The following is a 16003-nucleotide window of genomic DNA, read 5'->3' as shown; positions in this document are numbered from 1 at the left end:
CTAACGGCTAATTATTCATGGCATAGGCTTCAACCCCTTGCGTTTCCTGCGCTAGAATCAGGCGGTTTTCTCTTGGAAAAGGATATCGCCATGGCCGCCTGGGCCCTTTTGATCGTCGGTTGGGTGTTGATTTGGCAGGATCACCCGATTGTCGGCGTGCTGTGCATCGCGCTGTTTGCCGTGCTGCAATGGGCGAAGTACGCCGCTAAAGGCGCGCAAGACCCCGAAGAGGTGGCAGAGTGGCGCAAGACCGACTGGCGTTCGCAGCCGATTGAAATGGCGCACGCCGGTGACTGTGACCGGCAGATAGGCGGCGTGGGGGAGTTGGGCATGGGCGGCCCCAGTTTTTGGACGCTGCTGCTGCGCGACGGGGCGATGGTGCATGGCGCCTGTGCCGAGCCGCAGGACGTGGACGGCGGCAGGTTGCGCCTGATCCCGACCCGCAGCCGCGAGGGAGAGGGGCTGACGGTGTACGAGCCTGCCGCCCGGGTGATGTACGCGCTGCCCGCGCTGACCGATCGTGAGCAGGGAGCCTTAGCCGCCGGTTCCGCCGAGGCGCTGGCGCGGCTGCGGGCGAAGTGTCGGCAGGTGGAGGCCACGCCGTTGCGGCAGGTGCGCGGTCTGTGGGTGCCGCAGTGGATAGAGGAACCGGCGGATCGTCTGGAGATCACCTTGCCCAGCGGCCGCGCGCTGGCGGCGCGTTTGATGTTGCCGCCCGATCTGCGCTATGCAGACGATCCCGCCGCGCTGCTGCACGCACCGCCTTATGCGTTGTGGCTGGATAACCGGCCGACCGATCGCTTCGTGTGCGATCTCGAACGCGTGGCGGAATCCCCGGCGGGTGATGCCTTCAGCGTCGGCGGTTGCCAGTTCCGCGGCGAGCATATCGTGGATGGCCTGTACCACCTCTATTTCGCCGGCGAGTGGTTCTGCCTGCTCTCTTATGCGCACAAACCTGCAGGTGGGCGTGGTTCAGACACCACCTTTTTCGTTGAACGAGTTGAACCGCAAGACGGCGGCGTGTTCGTGATTGAATGGGATGCCTACAGCGTGGGGCCCGACGGGCGTGAGCCGCGCGTGCCGGCCCCGCCGGTCTTGGTTATCGCGGTGAGCTGGCAGGAAGCGCCGCTGCAGCTGCCCACGGCCAATAACCGCGTGACCGTGCGCCTGCCCAACGCTACGGCGTAATGCAAGATGGTGAGCTCGCCGGCCTGCAAGGCGCGCGTTAATGCTCACATTTTGATTCGCTTAAGGGCGTTTCTTCCTGATCTTGCCGGGAGACTCGCCAAAATAGGTTTTACACACGCGATTGAAGTGTGAAACATCGACAAAGCCTGCCCGTTTGGCGATATCTGCGATGGAGAGTTCGTCAAATTCTTCGGTATTGAGCATACGTAATGCGGAGTTGGCGCGGTAGTTGATTAACGCCTGGCCGAAACTGGTGCCTTGATTGGCCATCACGCGGTGTAATGTTCTGGTTGAAATGCCGACCTCTCGCGCGATATCCGTTGCGGTCAGAACTAAATTCATGTGTCTTTGATGCAGACTTTCCACGATTTTCTGATAATTTCTATCGCGGCTAAATTTGCGGGACAAGGCATCTTCGCTAACCAAATCGTGATAGAGCAGCGAGAGCAGCATGCCGATTTGATCCAATATCATTGGCGGTTGAAAGTCGATTGTGCTCAGATAAGGCGGAGAAATCTGTTCCAGATAGGCGGCTAATACTTTCCCCCAGCCTGAAAGCTCGCTCAGGTTTTGTTCGATCATTTTTTCGGGATTGGCGACCCAGGTGTTGAGCCACTCAGCAGGCAACGCCAGCGTGCGGTTAAGGAAACCCTCCGGCAAAAGTGAAATATATTCCTTGCGCGTATCGAGCAAGATTGCGCTGCCCGCAGGCACGGTGATCTCTTGGCCGTATCGATTGATAAATCGCCATGTGGCGCCGGCATACACGAGGTGGTATTCGTCGCTGGCGCTACGTAGAATATTCTTTCTATCGCGCTGTGAGCGTTTGGCTGAACCATTAATGTCAGTAATGGAGAATTGCCCGGCCTTGAGCGTTGACAGATGGCACCAGAAGCGGGAGTGATCGTCGATGGTGGTTGTAACGCTGATCAGGCTTTGTTTCAGCAGGCGATCAAATTCACTCAGCCGCTCTTCTGCAAGCATGCCGGCAGTTGACCAGTTAAATAAGGAGGACTTGTCCTTTCGCATTGCACCGCTCTCCATTTTACGTTGTCCGTTAACGTTTATTTTTCTCACATTGCCTAAAAAATGACTGTCTGACTGGGAATGTTCCTATTGTCTTTTATTAAAGTTACAGCCCTTTTCCTCTGTGCCGTAAGTCATCATCCTATAATGATAAGAGATAGGTTCCTTCTTAAGATGTAAATATCATAAATTATAGTTGATTGCATCGCTTGAACGGGGATTTATCAGATGATGTTTCTGATGTCATTAAATTCTCTTATGTAATACAAAGGGGATTGTTTTAAGGGGCTTAAGTAAACCGCCGTGATGATAATTATTTCAACCGGAATTTGCTTTGGATGCCACTCAATTGGCTGTGAGTGACAGGTTGCGGGGTAATTTGACAGCACATTCTTTTTCTGCCATTGGTTATTTGTGCAATGAAGTTAATTAAATGAGGAGGGAGAAAATGTCTGACGAATTTAACGGAAAGATCAGCGAGCGCGTCGTTCGAGAAATTATTATTTGGATTGATAATAACTTAGGTGGGGATTTGAGTATTGATGCCATATCCAGAAAGTCAGGTTATTCTAAATGGCATCTGCAGCGAGTGTTTAAAATGCGAGCCGGTATCAATCTGGGCGGTTATGTCAGGGAGAGAAGGGCGCTCTTTGCGTACTATGCTTTGACGGAAACAGATATACCAATAATTGATATTGCTTTTATGTTAGGCTTCAATAGTCAACAGGCATTTAGCCGAGTGATTGATAAAACATTCACGCTTTCACCCGGTGTTATTCGTCGGCTAAGCAGAAACGGCACGGTTTCTTTTCCGGCATTGATTAATAACAGCTACTGTTCAACGATCGCCATGAATCCCGCCATGCGGGTCTCTGTCATGGAGGGAATGCGTAAATTATTAATATAGTTAAATTCTAATTTTAATTGGCGTCTGGTGATTGCCCCTTTTGCTTTTGATGCCTTGTCACTTTGAGCAAAAAAAATGGCACGTTTAACCCTATTAAAAAGGACGCTCTCCATTAGACTGAAAACAGTGGAATGCACATGGCGATCATGGAAAGGTAAAAATTTGATTTTTTTAAATATTTTTCCAATTTTTACCGGGTTTTAAGAGCTGTGAGTCCCCCCTGGTTATATAAGAAAACGTTGATTTATTTTAAGATTTTTTTCACAAGACAAGCCAGCTTTGTTTCAGGTGGGAGGTAAATGATTGATGGAGTGGCTTATTTAATCAGCTTTTTGTTAATATTCCGATTTTGTGCCTTCAATTTGCTTCTCTGCTGAAAGAGACTAAAATTTATTCTATGCTTTGTCATCTTTAAGCTGGTCTTGGCGCTGTAGTTCTATACCCGGTCCGTTCGGTCCATTTAAAGGAGTGAGATATGTCAAAGAAATATGTTCGCCTTGATAAAAATGATGCCGCTGTGCTATTGGTCGACCATCAAACGGGGTTGCTTTCTCTCGTTCGTGATATCGATCCCGATAAATTTAAAAATAATGTCCTGGCTGTGGCTAATTTAGCAAAGTATTTCAAGCTGCCTACGGTGTTAACAACCAGTTTTGAAGTTGGCCCGAACGGCCCGTTAGTGCCGGAGCTAAAAGAGATCCATCCTGATGCTCCGTTTATTCCTCGCCCTGGGAATATCAACGCTTGGGATAATGAAGATTTTGTTAAAGCCGTCAAAGCTACCGGTAAAAAGCAATTGATTATCGCCGGGGTCGTTACGGAGGTTTGCGTCGCATTCCCTGCGCTGTCGGCGCTGGAAGAAGGCTTTGATGTATTCGTCGTGACTGATGCATCAGGCACCTTCAATGAACTTACGCGTGACTCCGCATGGGACAGAATGTCTCAGGCTGGCGCGCAGTTAATGACCTGGTTTGGCGTTGCCTGTGAATTGCACCGTGATTGGCGTAATGATATTGAAGGATTGGGCGCGCTGTTCTCAGCACATATCCCAGATTACAGAAATCTGATTACCAGCTTTAATAAAATGAGCGAGAAGTAATCTTCTAACGCTCTTTTTTGCATATATTTGGCATGATGCATGTGTTGCGTTGCATCATGCTAGTGTTTTTTCCCTTATCGCAGAGCTCTGTGATTGAGCTTAAATCGACAGGCCTTTTTTCTTTATATTCATCCATAAAAGTTTCTGGGCATAGGATGGGAAATTATGAATAACAAATTCAGTGTGATGTTCAACGCGATTGCCATATCTCTGATGACCTGCGGTATGGCCTATGCGGCGGATGCTTCTCACTCGCCGAAAGGGGAACAAGCGGTTGTTCAAACGGCAGAACCTTTCAAGGCCCATGTTTTGATTAATGGGCTTGATGCGCCCTGGGACATGATTTGGGGGCCAGATGGCGACCTCTGGGTAACGGAGCGCAAGGCTGCGTCAATCGTTCGTATCAACCCGCAAACGGGTGAAAAGCAGGTGGCGATCAAGATTGACGGCGTGCATGTCGGGCCGCAGCATGAAGGGGTATTGGGGCTGGCGCTGTCCCCGAACTTCATGAAGCCGGGAGGGGATAACTATGTCTACGCCTCCTATACCTATATGAATGGCAATGACGAGCACGCAAAAATCGTCCGTTTCGAGTACGACGAGAAAACCAAAAAACTGGGGAATGAGAAAGAAATTCTGGCGGGTTTCCCGGCAGGCAACGATCATAACGGCGGGCGCCTGCGTTTTGGGCCTGATGGCAAGTTGTATTACACGATCGGCGAGCAGGGCCACAACCAGGGTGCCAATTTCTGCAAGAAAATTGACGCTCAGCGAATCCCGACCGAAGCCGAGCTGGCTAAAAAAGATTATTCCTCTTACGCCGGTAAAGTCATTCGCTTAAATGTCGACGGCACTGTTCCAAGTGATAATCCGGTGATTCACGGGATAAAAAGCCATCTTTTCACCTACGGTCACCGTAATCCGCAAGGTCTCGTTTTCGTCGGCAATACGCTGTACGCCACAGAACAAGGGCCTTCATCCGACGATGAGTTGAATATCCTCGAAGCCGGCGGCAACTATGGCTGGCCTCATGTCGCAGGCTATCGCGACGATCAAGCATATGTTTACGCGAACTACTCCGAGGCTAAAAATTGCCCGTCTCTGCAATGGGATCCGAACCATATCCCGGCGGGCGTACCGATCCAGAAAGAGACCGAATGGAGCGCACCTGATTTCAAAGCGCCGTTGAAAACCTTCTTTACCGTAAGAGAAGGGTTTACTTATAACAACGCCAGTTGTCAGGGCGATTCATCCTATATGTGTTGGCCGACAATCGCGCCTTCCAGCATTGCGTATTATCCTGAGAATGGCGTGATAAAAGCTTGGCGCAACTCGGTTATTATCACTTCCATGAAAATGGGGGCATTGTACCGAGTGCCGTTAAATGCGGATAAGAAGGATGTGCAGGGGGATGTGATTAAATATTTCCACACCGCGAATCGTTACCGTACGGTGTTGGTGAGCCCTGATACGCGGAAAATCTATGTAGCGACAGATAATTTTGGCAACGTTATGGATGAAACCAACCATCCTACGCACGATCACAGCAACCCCGGTTCGATTCTGGTCTTTGAATATACCGGGCAGTAGTCGTGAATAAGGGAGATATCTGATGATATCTCCCTGAATTGAGCCGGAATAGAACGGATTTTTTGGCTTAGCTGCCGTTACTTTACATAAAGAGGGTAAACATCATGCTGTTATGGCAAAAACCTGAGTTTGTTGACCTGCGTCTGGGGCTGGAAGTGACGCTGTACATTTCCAACCGTTAATCGCCCGTCTGCCCGCCTTTCGCGCGGGCATTTCTTTCCCTCTTTTTCTGGTTCAGACATGCAGATAAAAGTTCTCGGCTCGGCAGCGGGCGGCGGCTTTCCCCAGTGGAATTGCAACTGCGACAACTGCCGCGGCGTTCGCGACCACAGCATCACCGCCACGCGCCGCACGCAGTCCTCCATCGCCGTCAGCGATGACGGTAAAAACTGGGTGCTGTGCAACGTTTCCCCGGACATTTGCCATCAGCTGCTGGCCTCGCCCGAATTGAACAATCCCGACGTGCTGCGCGGCACCGGCATCGGCGCGATCGTGCTGACCGACAGCCAGATCGATCACTGCGCGGGCTTGCTCAATTTGCGTGAGGGCTGCCCGCACCACGTCTGGTGCACCCCTGAAGTGCATGACGATCTCAGCACCGGTTTCCCGGTGTTTCCCATGCTCTCTCACTGGAACGGCGGGTTGATTCATCACCCGGTAACGCCCGGCGAACCGTTCCGCACGGCGGTCTGTCCAAGCGTGCGCTTCACCGCCATTCCGCTGCTCAGCAACGCGCCGCCCTATTCGCCGTACCGCGATCGCCCGCTGCCGGGCCACAACGTGGCGCTGTTTATCGAAGATACCGCGCGCGGGGCCGGTCTGCTGTACGCACCGGGCCTGGGTGAGCCGGACGAGGCCTTGATGCCCTGGCTGCGCCGGGCGGATTGCCTGCTGATCGACGGCACGTTGTGGCGCGACAACGAGCTGGCCAACGCCGGCGTGGGGCGCAATACCGGCAAGGACATGGGGCACCTGGCGCTGGCGGAAGAGCACGGGCTGGCGGCCCTGCTCAGCGCCTTGCCCGCCAAACGCAAGATCCTGATCCACATTAACAATACCAACCCGATCCTCAATGAAGACTCCGTGGAACGGCAGAGCCTGACCGCCGCCGGCATCGAAGTGAGCTGGGACGGCATGAACATCGAACTGTAGGGAATCGCCATGACGCAACCACGCCCCCTGACGCCGCAGGCATTTGAAGCGGCGCTGCGCGCCAAAGGCGCTTATTACCACATCCACCACCCGTATCACATCGCGATGCACAACGGCGAAGCGACGCGTGAGCAGATCCAGGGCTGGGTGGCCAACCGTTTCTACTATCAGACCAGCATTCCGATCAAGGATGCGGCGATCATGGCCAACTGCCCGCAGCCGGAAACCCGTCGCAAATGGGTGCAGCGCATCCTGGATCACGACGGCTACGGCGGCAGCGAAGGCGGCATCGAGGCCTGGCTGCGCCTCGGCGAGGCGGTTGGGCTGCAGCGCGACGCCCTGCTATCCGAGCAGCGGGTGCTGCCCGGCGTGCGTTTCGCGGTGGATGCCTACGTCAACTTCGCGCGCCGCGCCTGCTGGCAGGAAGCCGCCTGCAGCTCGCTGACCGAACTGTTCGCGCCGCAGATCCATCAGTCGCGCCTCGACAGCTGGCCGCAGCACTACCCGTGGATCGACGCCGCCGGTTACGACTATTTTCGCAGCCGCCTCGGCCAGGCCAACCGCGACGTGGAACACGGCCTGGCGCTGGCGCTGGACTATTGCGATACCGTTGAAAAACAGCAGCGCATGCTGGAGATCCTGCAGTTCAAGCTGGACATTCTGTGGAGCATGCTGGACGCCATGAGCATGGCCTATACCCTGAACCGCCCGCCTTACCACAGCGTGACCGCCGCGCGGGTCTGGCACAACCAGAGGCTGGTGTAATGACGCTGAATCCTGAACACACCCCCGCCTTCCGCCGCGGCTACCGCCTGCAATGGGAGCCGGTGCAAAACAGCCACGTGATCCTCTACCCGGAAGGCATGGCCAAGCTGAACGACAGCGCCGCCGCCATCTTGCAGCTGGTCGACGGCCACACCACGCTGAACGGCATCATCGCGCAGCTGAACGCCCGCTTCCCCGGCGCCGAAGGCTTGGCGGACGACGTGCTGGAGTTTTTCCAGCGCGCCTACGAACAAAAATGGGTGACCTTCCGTGACTGAACCACGTGCGCCGGCGGTGAATCCGCCGCTCTGGCTGCTGGCGGAGCTGACCTACCGCTGCCCGCTGCAGTGTCCGTACTGCTCCAACCCGCTCGATTTTGCCGCGCAGGAAAAAGAGCTGACCACCGCGCAGTGGATCGAGGTGTTTCGCCAGGCGCGGGCGATGGGCAGCGTGCAGCTCGGCTTCTCCGGCGGCGAGCCGCTGGTGCGTAAAGACCTGCCCGAACTGATCGCCGCCGCGCGCGATCTCGGGTTTTACACCAACCTGATCACCTCCGGCATCGGCCTGACCGAGAAGAAACTGCAAACCTTCGCCGACGCCGGGCTGGATCATATTCAGATCAGTTTTCAGGCCAGCGACGAAACGCTGAACGCCGCGCTGGCGGGCTCCGCCAGGGCGTTTCAGCAGAAGCTGGCGATGGCCAGGGCGGTCAAGGCGCTCGGCTACCCGATGGTGCTCAACTTCGTGTTGCATCGCCATAATATCGGCCAGATCGACCGCATCATCGAACTGGCGATCCAGCTGGATGCCGACGACGTCGAGCTGGCGACCTGCCAGTTTTACGGCTGGGCGCACCTGAACCGCGAAGGGCTGCTGCCGACCCGCGAACAGATCGCCGAGGCAGAAGCGGTGGTGAAACGCTATCGCGAGCGCATGGCCGCCGACGGCAAACTGGCCAACCTGCTGTTCGTCACGCCGGATTACTACGAGGAGCGGCCTAAAGGCTGCATGGGCGGTTGGGGTGCCATCTTCATGAGCGTGACGCCGGAAGGCATGGCGTTACCCTGCCACAGCGCCCGTCAGTTGCCGATTACGTTTCCGTCGGTGCTGGAGCACGATCTGCAGCATATCTGGTACCACTCCTTCGGCTTTAACCGCTATCGCGGCTATGACTGGATGCCGGAGCCCTGCCGGTCCTGTTCGGAGAAAGAGCAAGACTACGGCGGCTGCCGCTGCCAGGCGTTCATGCTGACCGGCAACGCCGACAACGCCGACCCGGTGTGCGGCAAATCGCCGCACCACGGCACCATTCTGGCGGCGCGTGAAGCGGCGAATCGCTCGCAGATCGGTATCGATCAGCTGCGCTTTCGCAATCAGACCAACTCCCGACTGATCTTCAAGGGATAGCGTTGGTGCTGTCTTCACTGAGATCTGCCGGAACGGCCTTTTGAAAATTACGCCACGGTCTAACGCTTAAGGCAGCACCCTGACTTCGCCGTGCTGCAAGGTCAGTACTGCGATAGGGCTGCCGGAGAAGCACTCCTTAAAGAGCCAGCCGCTGGGCCGAAACGCCGCTGCGGGCAGCCCGGCCTGCCACTCCTCCCACTGCGGGGTCGGCTGATCCGACGGCAAAGAGAAAGAGACCAGCCAACCGGCTTCGCAGTGCGCCCTTTGGCCGGTTGGACGGGTGAAGGTATGCGCATCTGCCAGCTCCATCACCGGCGGTAAAACCTCAAAAGCGATGATCGGCACGCCGGCCACGCTTTGCGGCTGAGGGAAGCGCACGGCGGTTACACCGTCCATCGTGATGGGGCTGTCTTCGGTGCCGGGCTGGCGCGGCTCCTGCCGGTTTACCCAGCTTCCCTTTGGCAGGGTGATTTCGCCGAACGGCCTGGCCGCCTCGAGCGTCAGGTAGCTGCGCCGATTCCAGCGTTCTTCCGCCCGCTGGCTCTTGAGATCCTGGATGGCAATGTCGATCAGCATCAGCGCGAACGCTACCGGGTAGATCGCCAGCGCCGAGGCCAACAGATAGCCGCCCCAGGAAAGCGGCGGGCGCGGGCGGCCGCAGCGGGCGGCGGCATATCTCCAGCCCCACCAGGCGAGCAGGATGCCGGCGAGCAGCAGGGCCAATAACAGCGCCAGCAGGCCGGCGACGCCGGCGCCATAACCTAACAGCATGGCAAGTTCCTTATGTTCACGGCGTGGTGGAGCGATAGCGAATGAAGTAGGGCAGCGCCGGGGTCTCCCCGTCATCGCCATAGTGGCTTTCCGGTTCGATCACGGTTTGGCGTGCGTCGTCGCGCCCGTTGTAGCGGTACTCCAACGGCTGTCGGTAGCGCACTTCGGATGAGCGCAGATCGAAAATCAGCGAAAGACGGGCATCGCCGTTATCCGTTTGGGCGACCAGCTTATCGTTGCCCGCCCAGAGCTGATACAGCGATTTATCGCCGGTCTCCAGCAGCACCTTCAACTGCCCGTCGGATTGATAACGCAGAAGCTGATACACTCCTCTGTCCAGCGTTTGGGCGATCAGGTAGATGCCGCCATCCGGAGCCTGCGCGCTTTCCTCCACGCGCACCAGCAGCCAATGCGGTTCAATCACCTCGCCGGTTTTACCGTTAACGGCGATGTGTAACGCGCCGGATCCGAGCACCGGGTTCATCCAGAAATGCACGCGATCGCCATCAACGGCGGTGAAGATCTCGGGTACGGATTTGCGCTTACCGGAGGCGTAAGCCGTCGGTGAGTCCTCCTCGCCGCGCTCAAAGCCCAGCAGTTGCCGCGCGTCCAGCAGCGCCGGCAGATCCAGCGTCTGCCGCCAATGGGCGCCGAAGTCCGGGCTGTAGAATACGCCTTCGGTGCTGATGAGATACAGCGCGCGTTTTCCCGGTTGCGCCACCAGTTTGCCGCCGACAAAGGAAGGCCGGTTGTCGTCGCCCTCCGGCCAGGGGATCAGCGCCCCGATGGTGCCCCGTTGCACATCAACCAGTCTGCGGCCCTTAGAGAGAAAAAGCACGCACTCCTGCTCGCCGCAAACCGCATCATGGATCAAGTCGTCGAGTTCCCCCAGCATCTGTAACCCTTTTGGGCCGGCAAACAGCACCTGGCTGAGGTAGTTGGCCGCCCAGCCGTAAAAGCTATTGTACGCGCGGTCTTCACTTCTTTTGCTGGTGAGCAGCAGGGCGCCGTCCTGCACCGGGTAGCTGTGGATGAGATCGTAACGGGCTATCGTCGGCAACGCCTGGTCGCCCTGAGTCCATTGCCACTGCGCATAGCGTTGCTCAGGGGCGAGCAAATAGACGCCCAGCGCGCTGGCCAAAAACAGCGTCAGGATAATAAGGGGTCTTTTATAAAGCGCTAACGTCATCATTTCAGCTCCGTCACCTGAGCCTGCCGCCATAAACTGCGGCGCAGATTTCTCAGGTATTTAAACGTTTTAAACGTGCGGTGCTGGTCAAAAGAGTACAGGCGGCAGATCTGGGCGAACCCCTCGATCAACAGCGCCAGGCCGCTGACCATCAGCATCAGCAGCAGAATAATCGGCGGCAATTCGCTGCCGAGACGCTTCAGGGTCCAGGCATCCAGGTGAAAGCCGGCCGGGGTATCGGCGTTATCCACCACCATCATGCCGAGTACAAAACACGCCACGATTGCCCCAAAAATGAAGACAACGCGCGCGCACAGGTTAAGACCGGCTTCGGTGAAGTAGCGGCTGCCGCCGATGAGATAGGTTTGGCGATCGCGATGATTGATGATCCCACGCACTTTGGGCAACTCGGGAATGACGTCGTTCTCGCAATACAGCACCTGCAGCGGATCGCCTTTGGCGATGAAAAGCGGATGTTGCCGACGAAATACCGGATGCAGTTTGGTATTGGGGACATTGAGCGCGCGGGTCGTCAACGCGAAGTGCGTCTCCTTCTGACGCCACGCATACGTATCCAAATACTGCACCTGCCGCGGGATCTCATAGTGGCAGAGTTCGTAGTTCAGGGCGTTGACCGTCTCGATGCCGGAGGTCTCGACGCCGTCCGGGAGAGGGGGCGCGGTCTGCAGCGGTGCGGTCGCCGGCACAGCGTCTGCGCGGACGGCCCGGTATTTGATGCCGGGGATTTTCAGGCTGAGCGAGCCGGGCGGCGTGACGTCTTGCCCCAGCAGCACGCGATCCAGCGCCCGGAGCAGGCGCCTGCGGCCGCGGTGTCCGATCAGCAGGAGCTCCGAACCGACGAACAGCGCCATGCCGATGCCGATAAGGCCGGCGATGATGGCGATAAAGAACAGGACGATGGTCAGCCAGGAATCTTCCCCGTCCATGATGAAAAAGGCCGCCGGGAAACCGCCGGCCAGCACCGCGCCCAGCAGCAGCAGGGCGAAGTATTTCAGCTTGTATTTCAGCGTTCTGTCAGGCTCCAGCCGGCCTTTCGTGCCGTGCAGCAGCCAGTGCAGCCAGTAGCTGCCGTCTTGCAGGCGGTGGGCACCGATCTTCACCCGATCGCCGGCGGCGAGCCTGGCCAGCAGATTTTCGCTGTCGCTGAAGTCGTCGCGGTAAAAAAAGAACGTCTGGCCGGAGGCGATGATCCTCACCAGATTGTCGGGCGCCGTCTGCTGGCAGGCGCATTGTTCGACGGTCACATTAAAAAATTGGGTTTGCATGTCATTCCCTGTCAGTGGGCGTGGCCCGAAAATTCATCCCTGGCGCCGGGTATTCAGCGTTTTTTCATCAGCGGCAGCATGCGTACCAGCGCATTGTCCTTGACGATATAGTGGTGGAACAGCGCGGCGGCGGTATGCAGGCCGATCAGCCAGTAGCCGAATGACGCCAGCGTTTTGTGCCAGCCGATAATCATTCGTGCCTGCGGCCGATCGGCCACGTCGGCGAACGGCATCGACAGGCCGAACAGATACCACTCCTTGCCGCCCAGATAGCGCGAATACACCCCCAGCACTGGCAGCGTCAGCAGCAGCAGGTAAATCAGGGCGTGCGTCAGGTGCGCCAGGCCGGTTTGCCACTTCGGCGGTTTGGGCGCGATGGCGGGCGAGGGGTAGCGCCAGCGCAGGAACAGACGGGCGATCATCAGCGCAAACACCGTTACGCCGCAGCTGAAGTGGGTGACGACCAGCGTGTACCACGGTGCGCTGCCCGGTTCGGCAAAGCCCCGCAGCTCGATGGTGACGCAGGTGATGACCAGCAGGATCGCCACCAGCCAGTGCAGGCGAATTTGCCACGGCATATAGGTGTTCTGCACCGGGTTACCTTTTGATGTTAAAGGGTCTGTGCGCCGATGGTAACTAAATGTTACAGGCGAGGAAAGCGCCTGCATGCAGTTTAAGCAAAATGCCAGGGATTACGCCGTTTATTAAGCTATGAATTTAGTGGGTTAAGTGCCTGGAGACAGGGGAGGCAGTTAGCATCGTAAGTTGTGAAGTTAATGCGCGGTAGGTTCAGAGGCTGGCAGCTTATTAAGCGATGAGGCGGGTAGCGCCGCAGCTCTCGCCGCGGCGCCTGGGATCAGTTCAATTTGGCCTTGGCGAAATCGCTGCCGTTCACGTCCACCACATAGCCGCTCAGGTTGCTGCGGGTGGCGTAGAACACTTTGCCGGTGGCCAGCGGCAGCCACGGCGCCTGTTTGGCGAAGATCACCTGCGCCTGTTGATACAGCCTGGCGCGCGCCTGCGGCTGGTTCTCCTGGATCGCCTGCTGGATCAGGCTGTCATAATCCTTATCGCACCAGCGCGCCACGTTGGCGCCGCTCTGCACGCCGGCGCAGCCGAGCAGGGTGGCGAAGTTATCCGGATCGCCATTGTCGGACACCCAGCCGTACAGCGCGCTCTGTTGCTCGCCTTTGCGCAGCCCGGCCAGATACTGGCCCCACTCCCAGGTGACGATCTTGGCCTTCACGCCCACCTTCGCCCAGTCGCTCTGAATCATCTCGGCGATGCGCTTCGAGTTCGGGTTGTAAGGGCGCTGTACCGGCATCGACCAGATGTCGGTCTCAAAGCCCTGCTCCAGCCCGGCTTGCTTCAGCAGTTCGCGCGCCTTCTGCGGATCGTAGGCGTACTCCGGCAGTTTATCGTTGTAGCCCAGCATGCCCGGCGGCAGCAGCGAGTTGGCCGGGGTGCCGCTGTCTTTGAACACGGCGGCGACGATCGCTTTCTTGTCTACCGCGTAGCTCAGCGCCTGGCGCACCAGCAGGTTGTCGAACGGTTTTTTCTGGGTGTTGAACGCCAGATAGCCGACGTTCAGCCCGGTAATGTCGTGCAGTTGCAGATTGCCGTCGGCCTTGATGGCGGCGAATTGCTCCGGCAGCGGTGCCGGGATGATCTGGCATTCGTTGGTTTTCAGCTTGGCCAGCCGGGTTTGCGGATCCGGCGTAATCGAGAAGATCAGGTGCTTGCTGGCCACGTCGCCCTGCCAGTAGTGCGGGTTGGCGATGTAGCGGATCAGCGAATCCTGCTTGTACTGCTGCAGCGCGAACGGCCCGGTGCCGATCGGCCAGTTGTCGACGTATTCCGGTGTGCCCTTTTTCAGCATCGCGTCGGCGTACTCGGCGGACAGGATCGAGGCGAAATCCATCGCCCAGTCGGCGACGAAGGCGGCGTTGGGCTGACTCAGCGTGAAGCGCACGTGGTGCTCGTCTACCGCTTCCACCTTGGTGATCAGCTTATCCAGACCCATGTCGGTGAAGTATTCATAGTTGCCGCCGGAGACCTTGTGATACGGGTTGGCGGGATCCTTCTGCCGCATCACGGTGAACACCACGTCTTCGGCGTTGAAGTCGCGCGTTGGGGTGAAGTATTTGTTGCTGTTGAATTTCACGCCCTGGCGCAGGGTGAAGGTGTAGGTCTTGCCGTCCGGGCTAACGCTCCACTCGGTGGCCAGCGAAGGGGCGGGCGTTTTATCGCTTTCGCGCAGCGTCACCAGGCGGTTGTACAGCACCTGCGAGGTGGCGATAAAGGTCGGCCCGGAGCTGGAGAGCTGCGGGTTGAACGATTCCGGCGAGGCGACGGTGCAGTACACCAGCGCATCGGAAGCGGCCAGCGCGCCGCCCGCCGACAACAGGCCGCAGCCGGCCAGCACCAATCCGGCGATAGGGTGTTTTAAAAACGTCAAGGCAAGATCCTCAGGTGGAATGAGCCGTTACCGGCGAATTGATCTAACTATAGATAACGGATGGCGAGATGGGGAACAAGCGCCTCATCGGTGCATTCTGTGCGCCCCGCGTTGCCTGCCATTGCGGCGCAGATCTACACTGCTGGGCAAACAGTCACTCGCAAGGATTTCCCGATGAGCCACTTTCGCCCTGTCGCCCTTGAACACGCCAGCCGCCTGCTGAACCATGGCCCGACGGTATTGATCACCAGCCGCAGCCGCGACGGCGCCAAACGCAACGTGATGGCCGCCGCCTGGTCGATGCCGGTGGAGTTCAGCCCGCCGCGCATCGCCATCGTGGTCGATAAAGGCGCACACAGCCGGCAAATGATCGAGGAGAGCGGCGCATTCGGCATTTGCGTGCCGGCGGCCATGTTCATTGACGCCACCTACGCGGTCGGCAGCGTGTCCGGGCTGGATGAAGACAAATTTTCCCGTTTCCATATCGCCGCGACGCCGAGCGCCACGCTGCAGGTGCCGCTGATCGAAGAGGGTTGCGTGGCGTGGCTGGAGTGTCGGCTGCTGCCGGAAAGCGGCGCGCAGGAAAAATACGACACCTGCTTCGGCGAGGTGCTGAGCGCGGCGGCGGACGAGCGGGTGTTCCAACAGGGGCACTGGCACTTCACCGCCGCCAATGCGGATCTGCACACCATTCATCATCTGGGGGCGGGCAACTTCGTGCGCAGCGGCGAGACGCTGCGGGCCAAACCGCTTTAATCGGCCTCGCGTTTGCGGTCTGCATCATAGCGCTCGCGGGCGGCGTCCAGCTCGGGGAAGTGGTATTCCGCCCACTTATCCAGCGCCGTCAGTGTCTCGACCAGCGAGCAGGCGACGGCGCTGAGGCGGTATTCCACATGGGCCTGATTCTTTTCACTTAAATCCAGCCGCTCGAGCAGCCCGTTGCGTTCCAGCTGGCGCAGCGTTTGCGTCAGCACCTTCTGCGAAATGCCGTCGATGCGGCGCAGCAGCTCGCCGTTGCGCATCGGCCGCTGCGCCAGCGCGGGCAGGATCAGCATCACCCACTTGCCGGAAATCAGCGCCAGCGCATCGCGCGCGGAGCACTTGCTCGAATAGACGTCGCCGGGATAAGCCATTGGGGGTTACCTTCAGGTGCGTAATTGCCAAG

Annotated in this window: 17 protein-coding genes; 10 read left to right on the top strand and 7 right to left on the bottom strand. The window is 57.7% G+C overall.

Annotated features, from left to right (window positions below; genetic code table 11):
• Positions 1–90 precede the first annotated feature (90 nt).
• The gene (locus tag AC2CGQ_RS20630; RefSeq protein WP_166444885.1) at positions 91–1188 is read left to right on the top strand and encodes a hypothetical protein; all 1098 of its coding nucleotides are present in this window, start codon (positions 91–93) and stop codon (positions 1186–1188) included.
• Positions 1189–1248: 60 nt separating this feature from the next.
• Here the strand turns inward: AC2CGQ_RS20630 and AC2CGQ_RS20625 are convergent, their stop codons facing one another.
• The gene (locus tag AC2CGQ_RS20625; RefSeq protein ID WP_004930273.1) at positions 1249–2217 is read right to left on the bottom strand and encodes a helix-turn-helix domain-containing protein; all 969 of its coding nucleotides are present in this window, start codon (positions 2215–2217) and stop codon (positions 1249–1251) included.
• Between the two features lie 445 nt (positions 2218–2662).
• Between AC2CGQ_RS20625 and AC2CGQ_RS20620 the strand changes: the two genes are divergently transcribed.
• The 8 genes from AC2CGQ_RS20620 (at position 2663) to pqqE (ending at position 9134) form a co-directional block, all read left to right on the top strand.
• A complete protein-coding gene (locus tag AC2CGQ_RS20620) occupies positions 2663–3121 on the top strand; it encodes a helix-turn-helix domain-containing protein (protein WP_088382037.1) in 459 nt (152 codons plus the stop codon).
• A gap of 475 nt (positions 3122–3596) precedes the next feature.
• Positions 3597–4220, top strand: coding sequence for an isochorismate family cysteine hydrolase YcaC (gene ycaC / locus AC2CGQ_RS20615; RefSeq protein WP_015376766.1), 624 nt, complete (start codon positions 3597–3599; stop codon positions 4218–4220).
• A 165-nt stretch (positions 4221–4385) separates the two neighbouring features.
• The gene (locus tag AC2CGQ_RS20610) at positions 4386–5810 is read left to right on the top strand and encodes a glucose/sorbosone family PQQ-dependent dehydrogenase (RefSeq protein ID WP_004930281.1); all 1425 of its coding nucleotides are present in this window, start codon (positions 4386–4388) and stop codon (positions 5808–5810) included.
• Positions 5811–5914: 104 nt separating this feature from the next.
• Positions 5915–5992 (top strand): pyrroloquinoline quinone precursor peptide PqqA, encoded by a 78-nt coding sequence (gene pqqA / locus AC2CGQ_RS20605; RefSeq protein WP_004930284.1) that lies wholly within the window; start codon positions 5915–5917, stop codon positions 5990–5992.
• A 58-nt stretch (positions 5993–6050) separates the two neighbouring features.
• Complete coding sequence (gene pqqB, locus AC2CGQ_RS20600; protein ID WP_484593843.1) at positions 6051–6962, top strand: pyrroloquinoline quinone biosynthesis protein PqqB; 912 nt, start codon at positions 6051–6053, stop codon at positions 6960–6962.
• A 9-nt stretch (positions 6963–6971) separates the two neighbouring features.
• Complete coding sequence (pqqC, locus tag AC2CGQ_RS20595; protein WP_085058685.1) at positions 6972–7727, top strand: pyrroloquinoline-quinone synthase PqqC; 756 nt, start codon at positions 6972–6974, stop codon at positions 7725–7727.
• Positions 7727–8005, top strand: coding sequence for a pyrroloquinoline quinone biosynthesis peptide chaperone PqqD (gene pqqD, locus AC2CGQ_RS20590; protein ID WP_484593842.1), 279 nt, complete (start codon positions 7727–7729; stop codon positions 8003–8005). The genes pqqC and pqqD overlap by 1 nt, the downstream gene beginning before the upstream one ends.
• On the top strand, positions 7998–9134 hold the full coding sequence (pqqE, locus tag AC2CGQ_RS20585) for a pyrroloquinoline quinone biosynthesis protein PqqE (RefSeq protein WP_033634064.1): 1137 nt from the start codon (positions 7998–8000) through the stop codon (positions 9132–9134). The genes pqqD and pqqE overlap by 8 nt, the downstream gene beginning before the upstream one ends.
• Positions 9135–9200: 66 nt before the next feature.
• On the opposite strand, the gene AC2CGQ_RS20580 is transcribed toward pqqE, so the two are convergent.
• The 5 genes from AC2CGQ_RS20580 to AC2CGQ_RS20560 all read right to left on the bottom strand — a co-directional run bounded on the left by AC2CGQ_RS20580 (position 9201) and on the right by AC2CGQ_RS20560 (position 14838).
• Positions 9201–9905: a hypothetical protein gene (locus AC2CGQ_RS20580; RefSeq protein ID WP_004940661.1), complete on the bottom strand. Its 705-nt coding sequence runs from the start codon at positions 9903–9905 to the stop codon at positions 9201–9203.
• Between the two features lie 16 nt (positions 9906–9921).
• Positions 9922–11097: a hypothetical protein gene (locus AC2CGQ_RS20575; protein WP_484593841.1), complete on the bottom strand. Its 1176-nt coding sequence runs from the start codon at positions 11095–11097 to the stop codon at positions 9922–9924.
• Entirely contained in the window at positions 11094–12380 is a 1287-nt protein-coding gene (locus AC2CGQ_RS20570) for a hypothetical protein (protein ID WP_015376773.1), read from the bottom strand. Before AC2CGQ_RS20570 ends, AC2CGQ_RS20575 begins: the two co-directional genes overlap by 4 nt.
• A 53-nt stretch (positions 12381–12433) precedes the next feature.
• Positions 12434–12958 (bottom strand): cytochrome b561, encoded by a 525-nt coding sequence (cybB, locus tag AC2CGQ_RS20565; protein WP_484593863.1) that lies wholly within the window; start codon positions 12956–12958, stop codon positions 12434–12436.
• Between the two features lie 278 nt (positions 12959–13236).
• The gene (locus AC2CGQ_RS20560; protein ID WP_015376775.1) at positions 13237–14838 is read right to left on the bottom strand and encodes an ABC transporter substrate-binding protein; all 1602 of its coding nucleotides are present in this window, start codon (positions 14836–14838) and stop codon (positions 13237–13239) included.
• A 174-nt stretch (positions 14839–15012) separates the two neighbouring features.
• Here AC2CGQ_RS20560 and AC2CGQ_RS20555 point away from each other — a divergent pair, with 174 nt between their 5' ends.
• Entirely contained in the window at positions 15013–15594 is a 582-nt protein-coding gene (locus tag AC2CGQ_RS20555) for a flavin reductase family protein (protein WP_118892413.1), read from the top strand.
• Here AC2CGQ_RS20555 and AC2CGQ_RS20550 read toward each other — a convergent pair.
• Positions 15591–15971, bottom strand: coding sequence for a winged helix-turn-helix transcriptional regulator (locus AC2CGQ_RS20550; protein ID WP_004940645.1), 381 nt, complete (start codon positions 15969–15971; stop codon positions 15591–15593). The two genes, AC2CGQ_RS20555 and AC2CGQ_RS20550, sit on opposite strands and share 4 nt — an antisense overlap.
• Between the last annotated feature and the right edge of the window lie 32 nt (positions 15972–16003).

The sequence above is a fragment of the Serratia sp. DFXYC6 genome (assembly GCF_057196085.1).
This window is presented reverse-complemented; position numbering and strand designations above follow the sequence as displayed.

What these genes read in the sequence shown, in the direction of transcription:
- AC2CGQ_RS20555 (WP_118892413.1), top strand. Translation starts at nt 15,013, where the DNA reads ATGAGCCACTTTCGCCCTGTCGCCCTTGAACACGCCAGCCGCCTGCTG.
- cybB (WP_484593863.1), bottom strand. Translation starts at nt 12,958, where the DNA reads ATGCCGTGGCAAATTCGCCTGCACTGGCTGGTGGCGATCCTGCTGGTC.
- AC2CGQ_RS20610 (WP_004930281.1), top strand. Translation starts at nt 4,386, where the DNA reads ATGAATAACAAATTCAGTGTGATGTTCAACGCGATTGCCATATCTCTG.
- pqqC (WP_085058685.1), top strand. Translation starts at nt 6,972, where the DNA reads ATGACGCAACCACGCCCCCTGACGCCGCAGGCATTTGAAGCGGCGCTG.
- pqqA (WP_004930284.1), top strand. Translation starts at nt 5,915, where the DNA reads ATGCTGTTATGGCAAAAACCTGAGTTTGTTGACCTGCGTCTGGGGCTG.
- AC2CGQ_RS20570 (WP_015376773.1), bottom strand. Translation starts at nt 12,380, where the DNA reads ATGCAAACCCAATTTTTTAATGTGACCGTCGAACAATGCGCCTGCCAG.
- ycaC (WP_015376766.1), top strand. Translation starts at nt 3,597, where the DNA reads ATGTCAAAGAAATATGTTCGCCTTGATAAAAATGATGCCGCTGTGCTA.
- AC2CGQ_RS20620 (WP_088382037.1), top strand. Translation starts at nt 2,663, where the DNA reads ATGTCTGACGAATTTAACGGAAAGATCAGCGAGCGCGTCGTTCGAGAA.
- AC2CGQ_RS20580 (WP_004940661.1), bottom strand. Translation starts at nt 9,905, where the DNA reads ATGCTGTTAGGTTATGGCGCCGGCGTCGCCGGCCTGCTGGCGCTGTTA.
- AC2CGQ_RS20625 (WP_004930273.1), bottom strand. Translation starts at nt 2,217, where the DNA reads ATGCGAAAGGACAAGTCCTCCTTATTTAACTGGTCAACTGCCGGCATG.
- pqqB (WP_484593843.1), top strand. Translation starts at nt 6,051, where the DNA reads ATGCAGATAAAAGTTCTCGGCTCGGCAGCGGGCGGCGGCTTTCCCCAG.
- AC2CGQ_RS20575 (WP_484593841.1), bottom strand. Translation starts at nt 11,097, where the DNA reads ATGATGACGTTAGCGCTTTATAAAAGACCCCTTATTATCCTGACGCTG.
- AC2CGQ_RS20550 (WP_004940645.1), bottom strand. Translation starts at nt 15,971, where the DNA reads ATGGCTTATCCCGGCGACGTCTATTCGAGCAAGTGCTCCGCGCGCGAT.
- pqqD (WP_484593842.1), top strand. Translation starts at nt 7,727, where the DNA reads ATGACGCTGAATCCTGAACACACCCCCGCCTTCCGCCGCGGCTACCGC.
- AC2CGQ_RS20630 (WP_166444885.1), top strand. Translation starts at nt 91, where the DNA reads ATGGCCGCCTGGGCCCTTTTGATCGTCGGTTGGGTGTTGATTTGGCAG.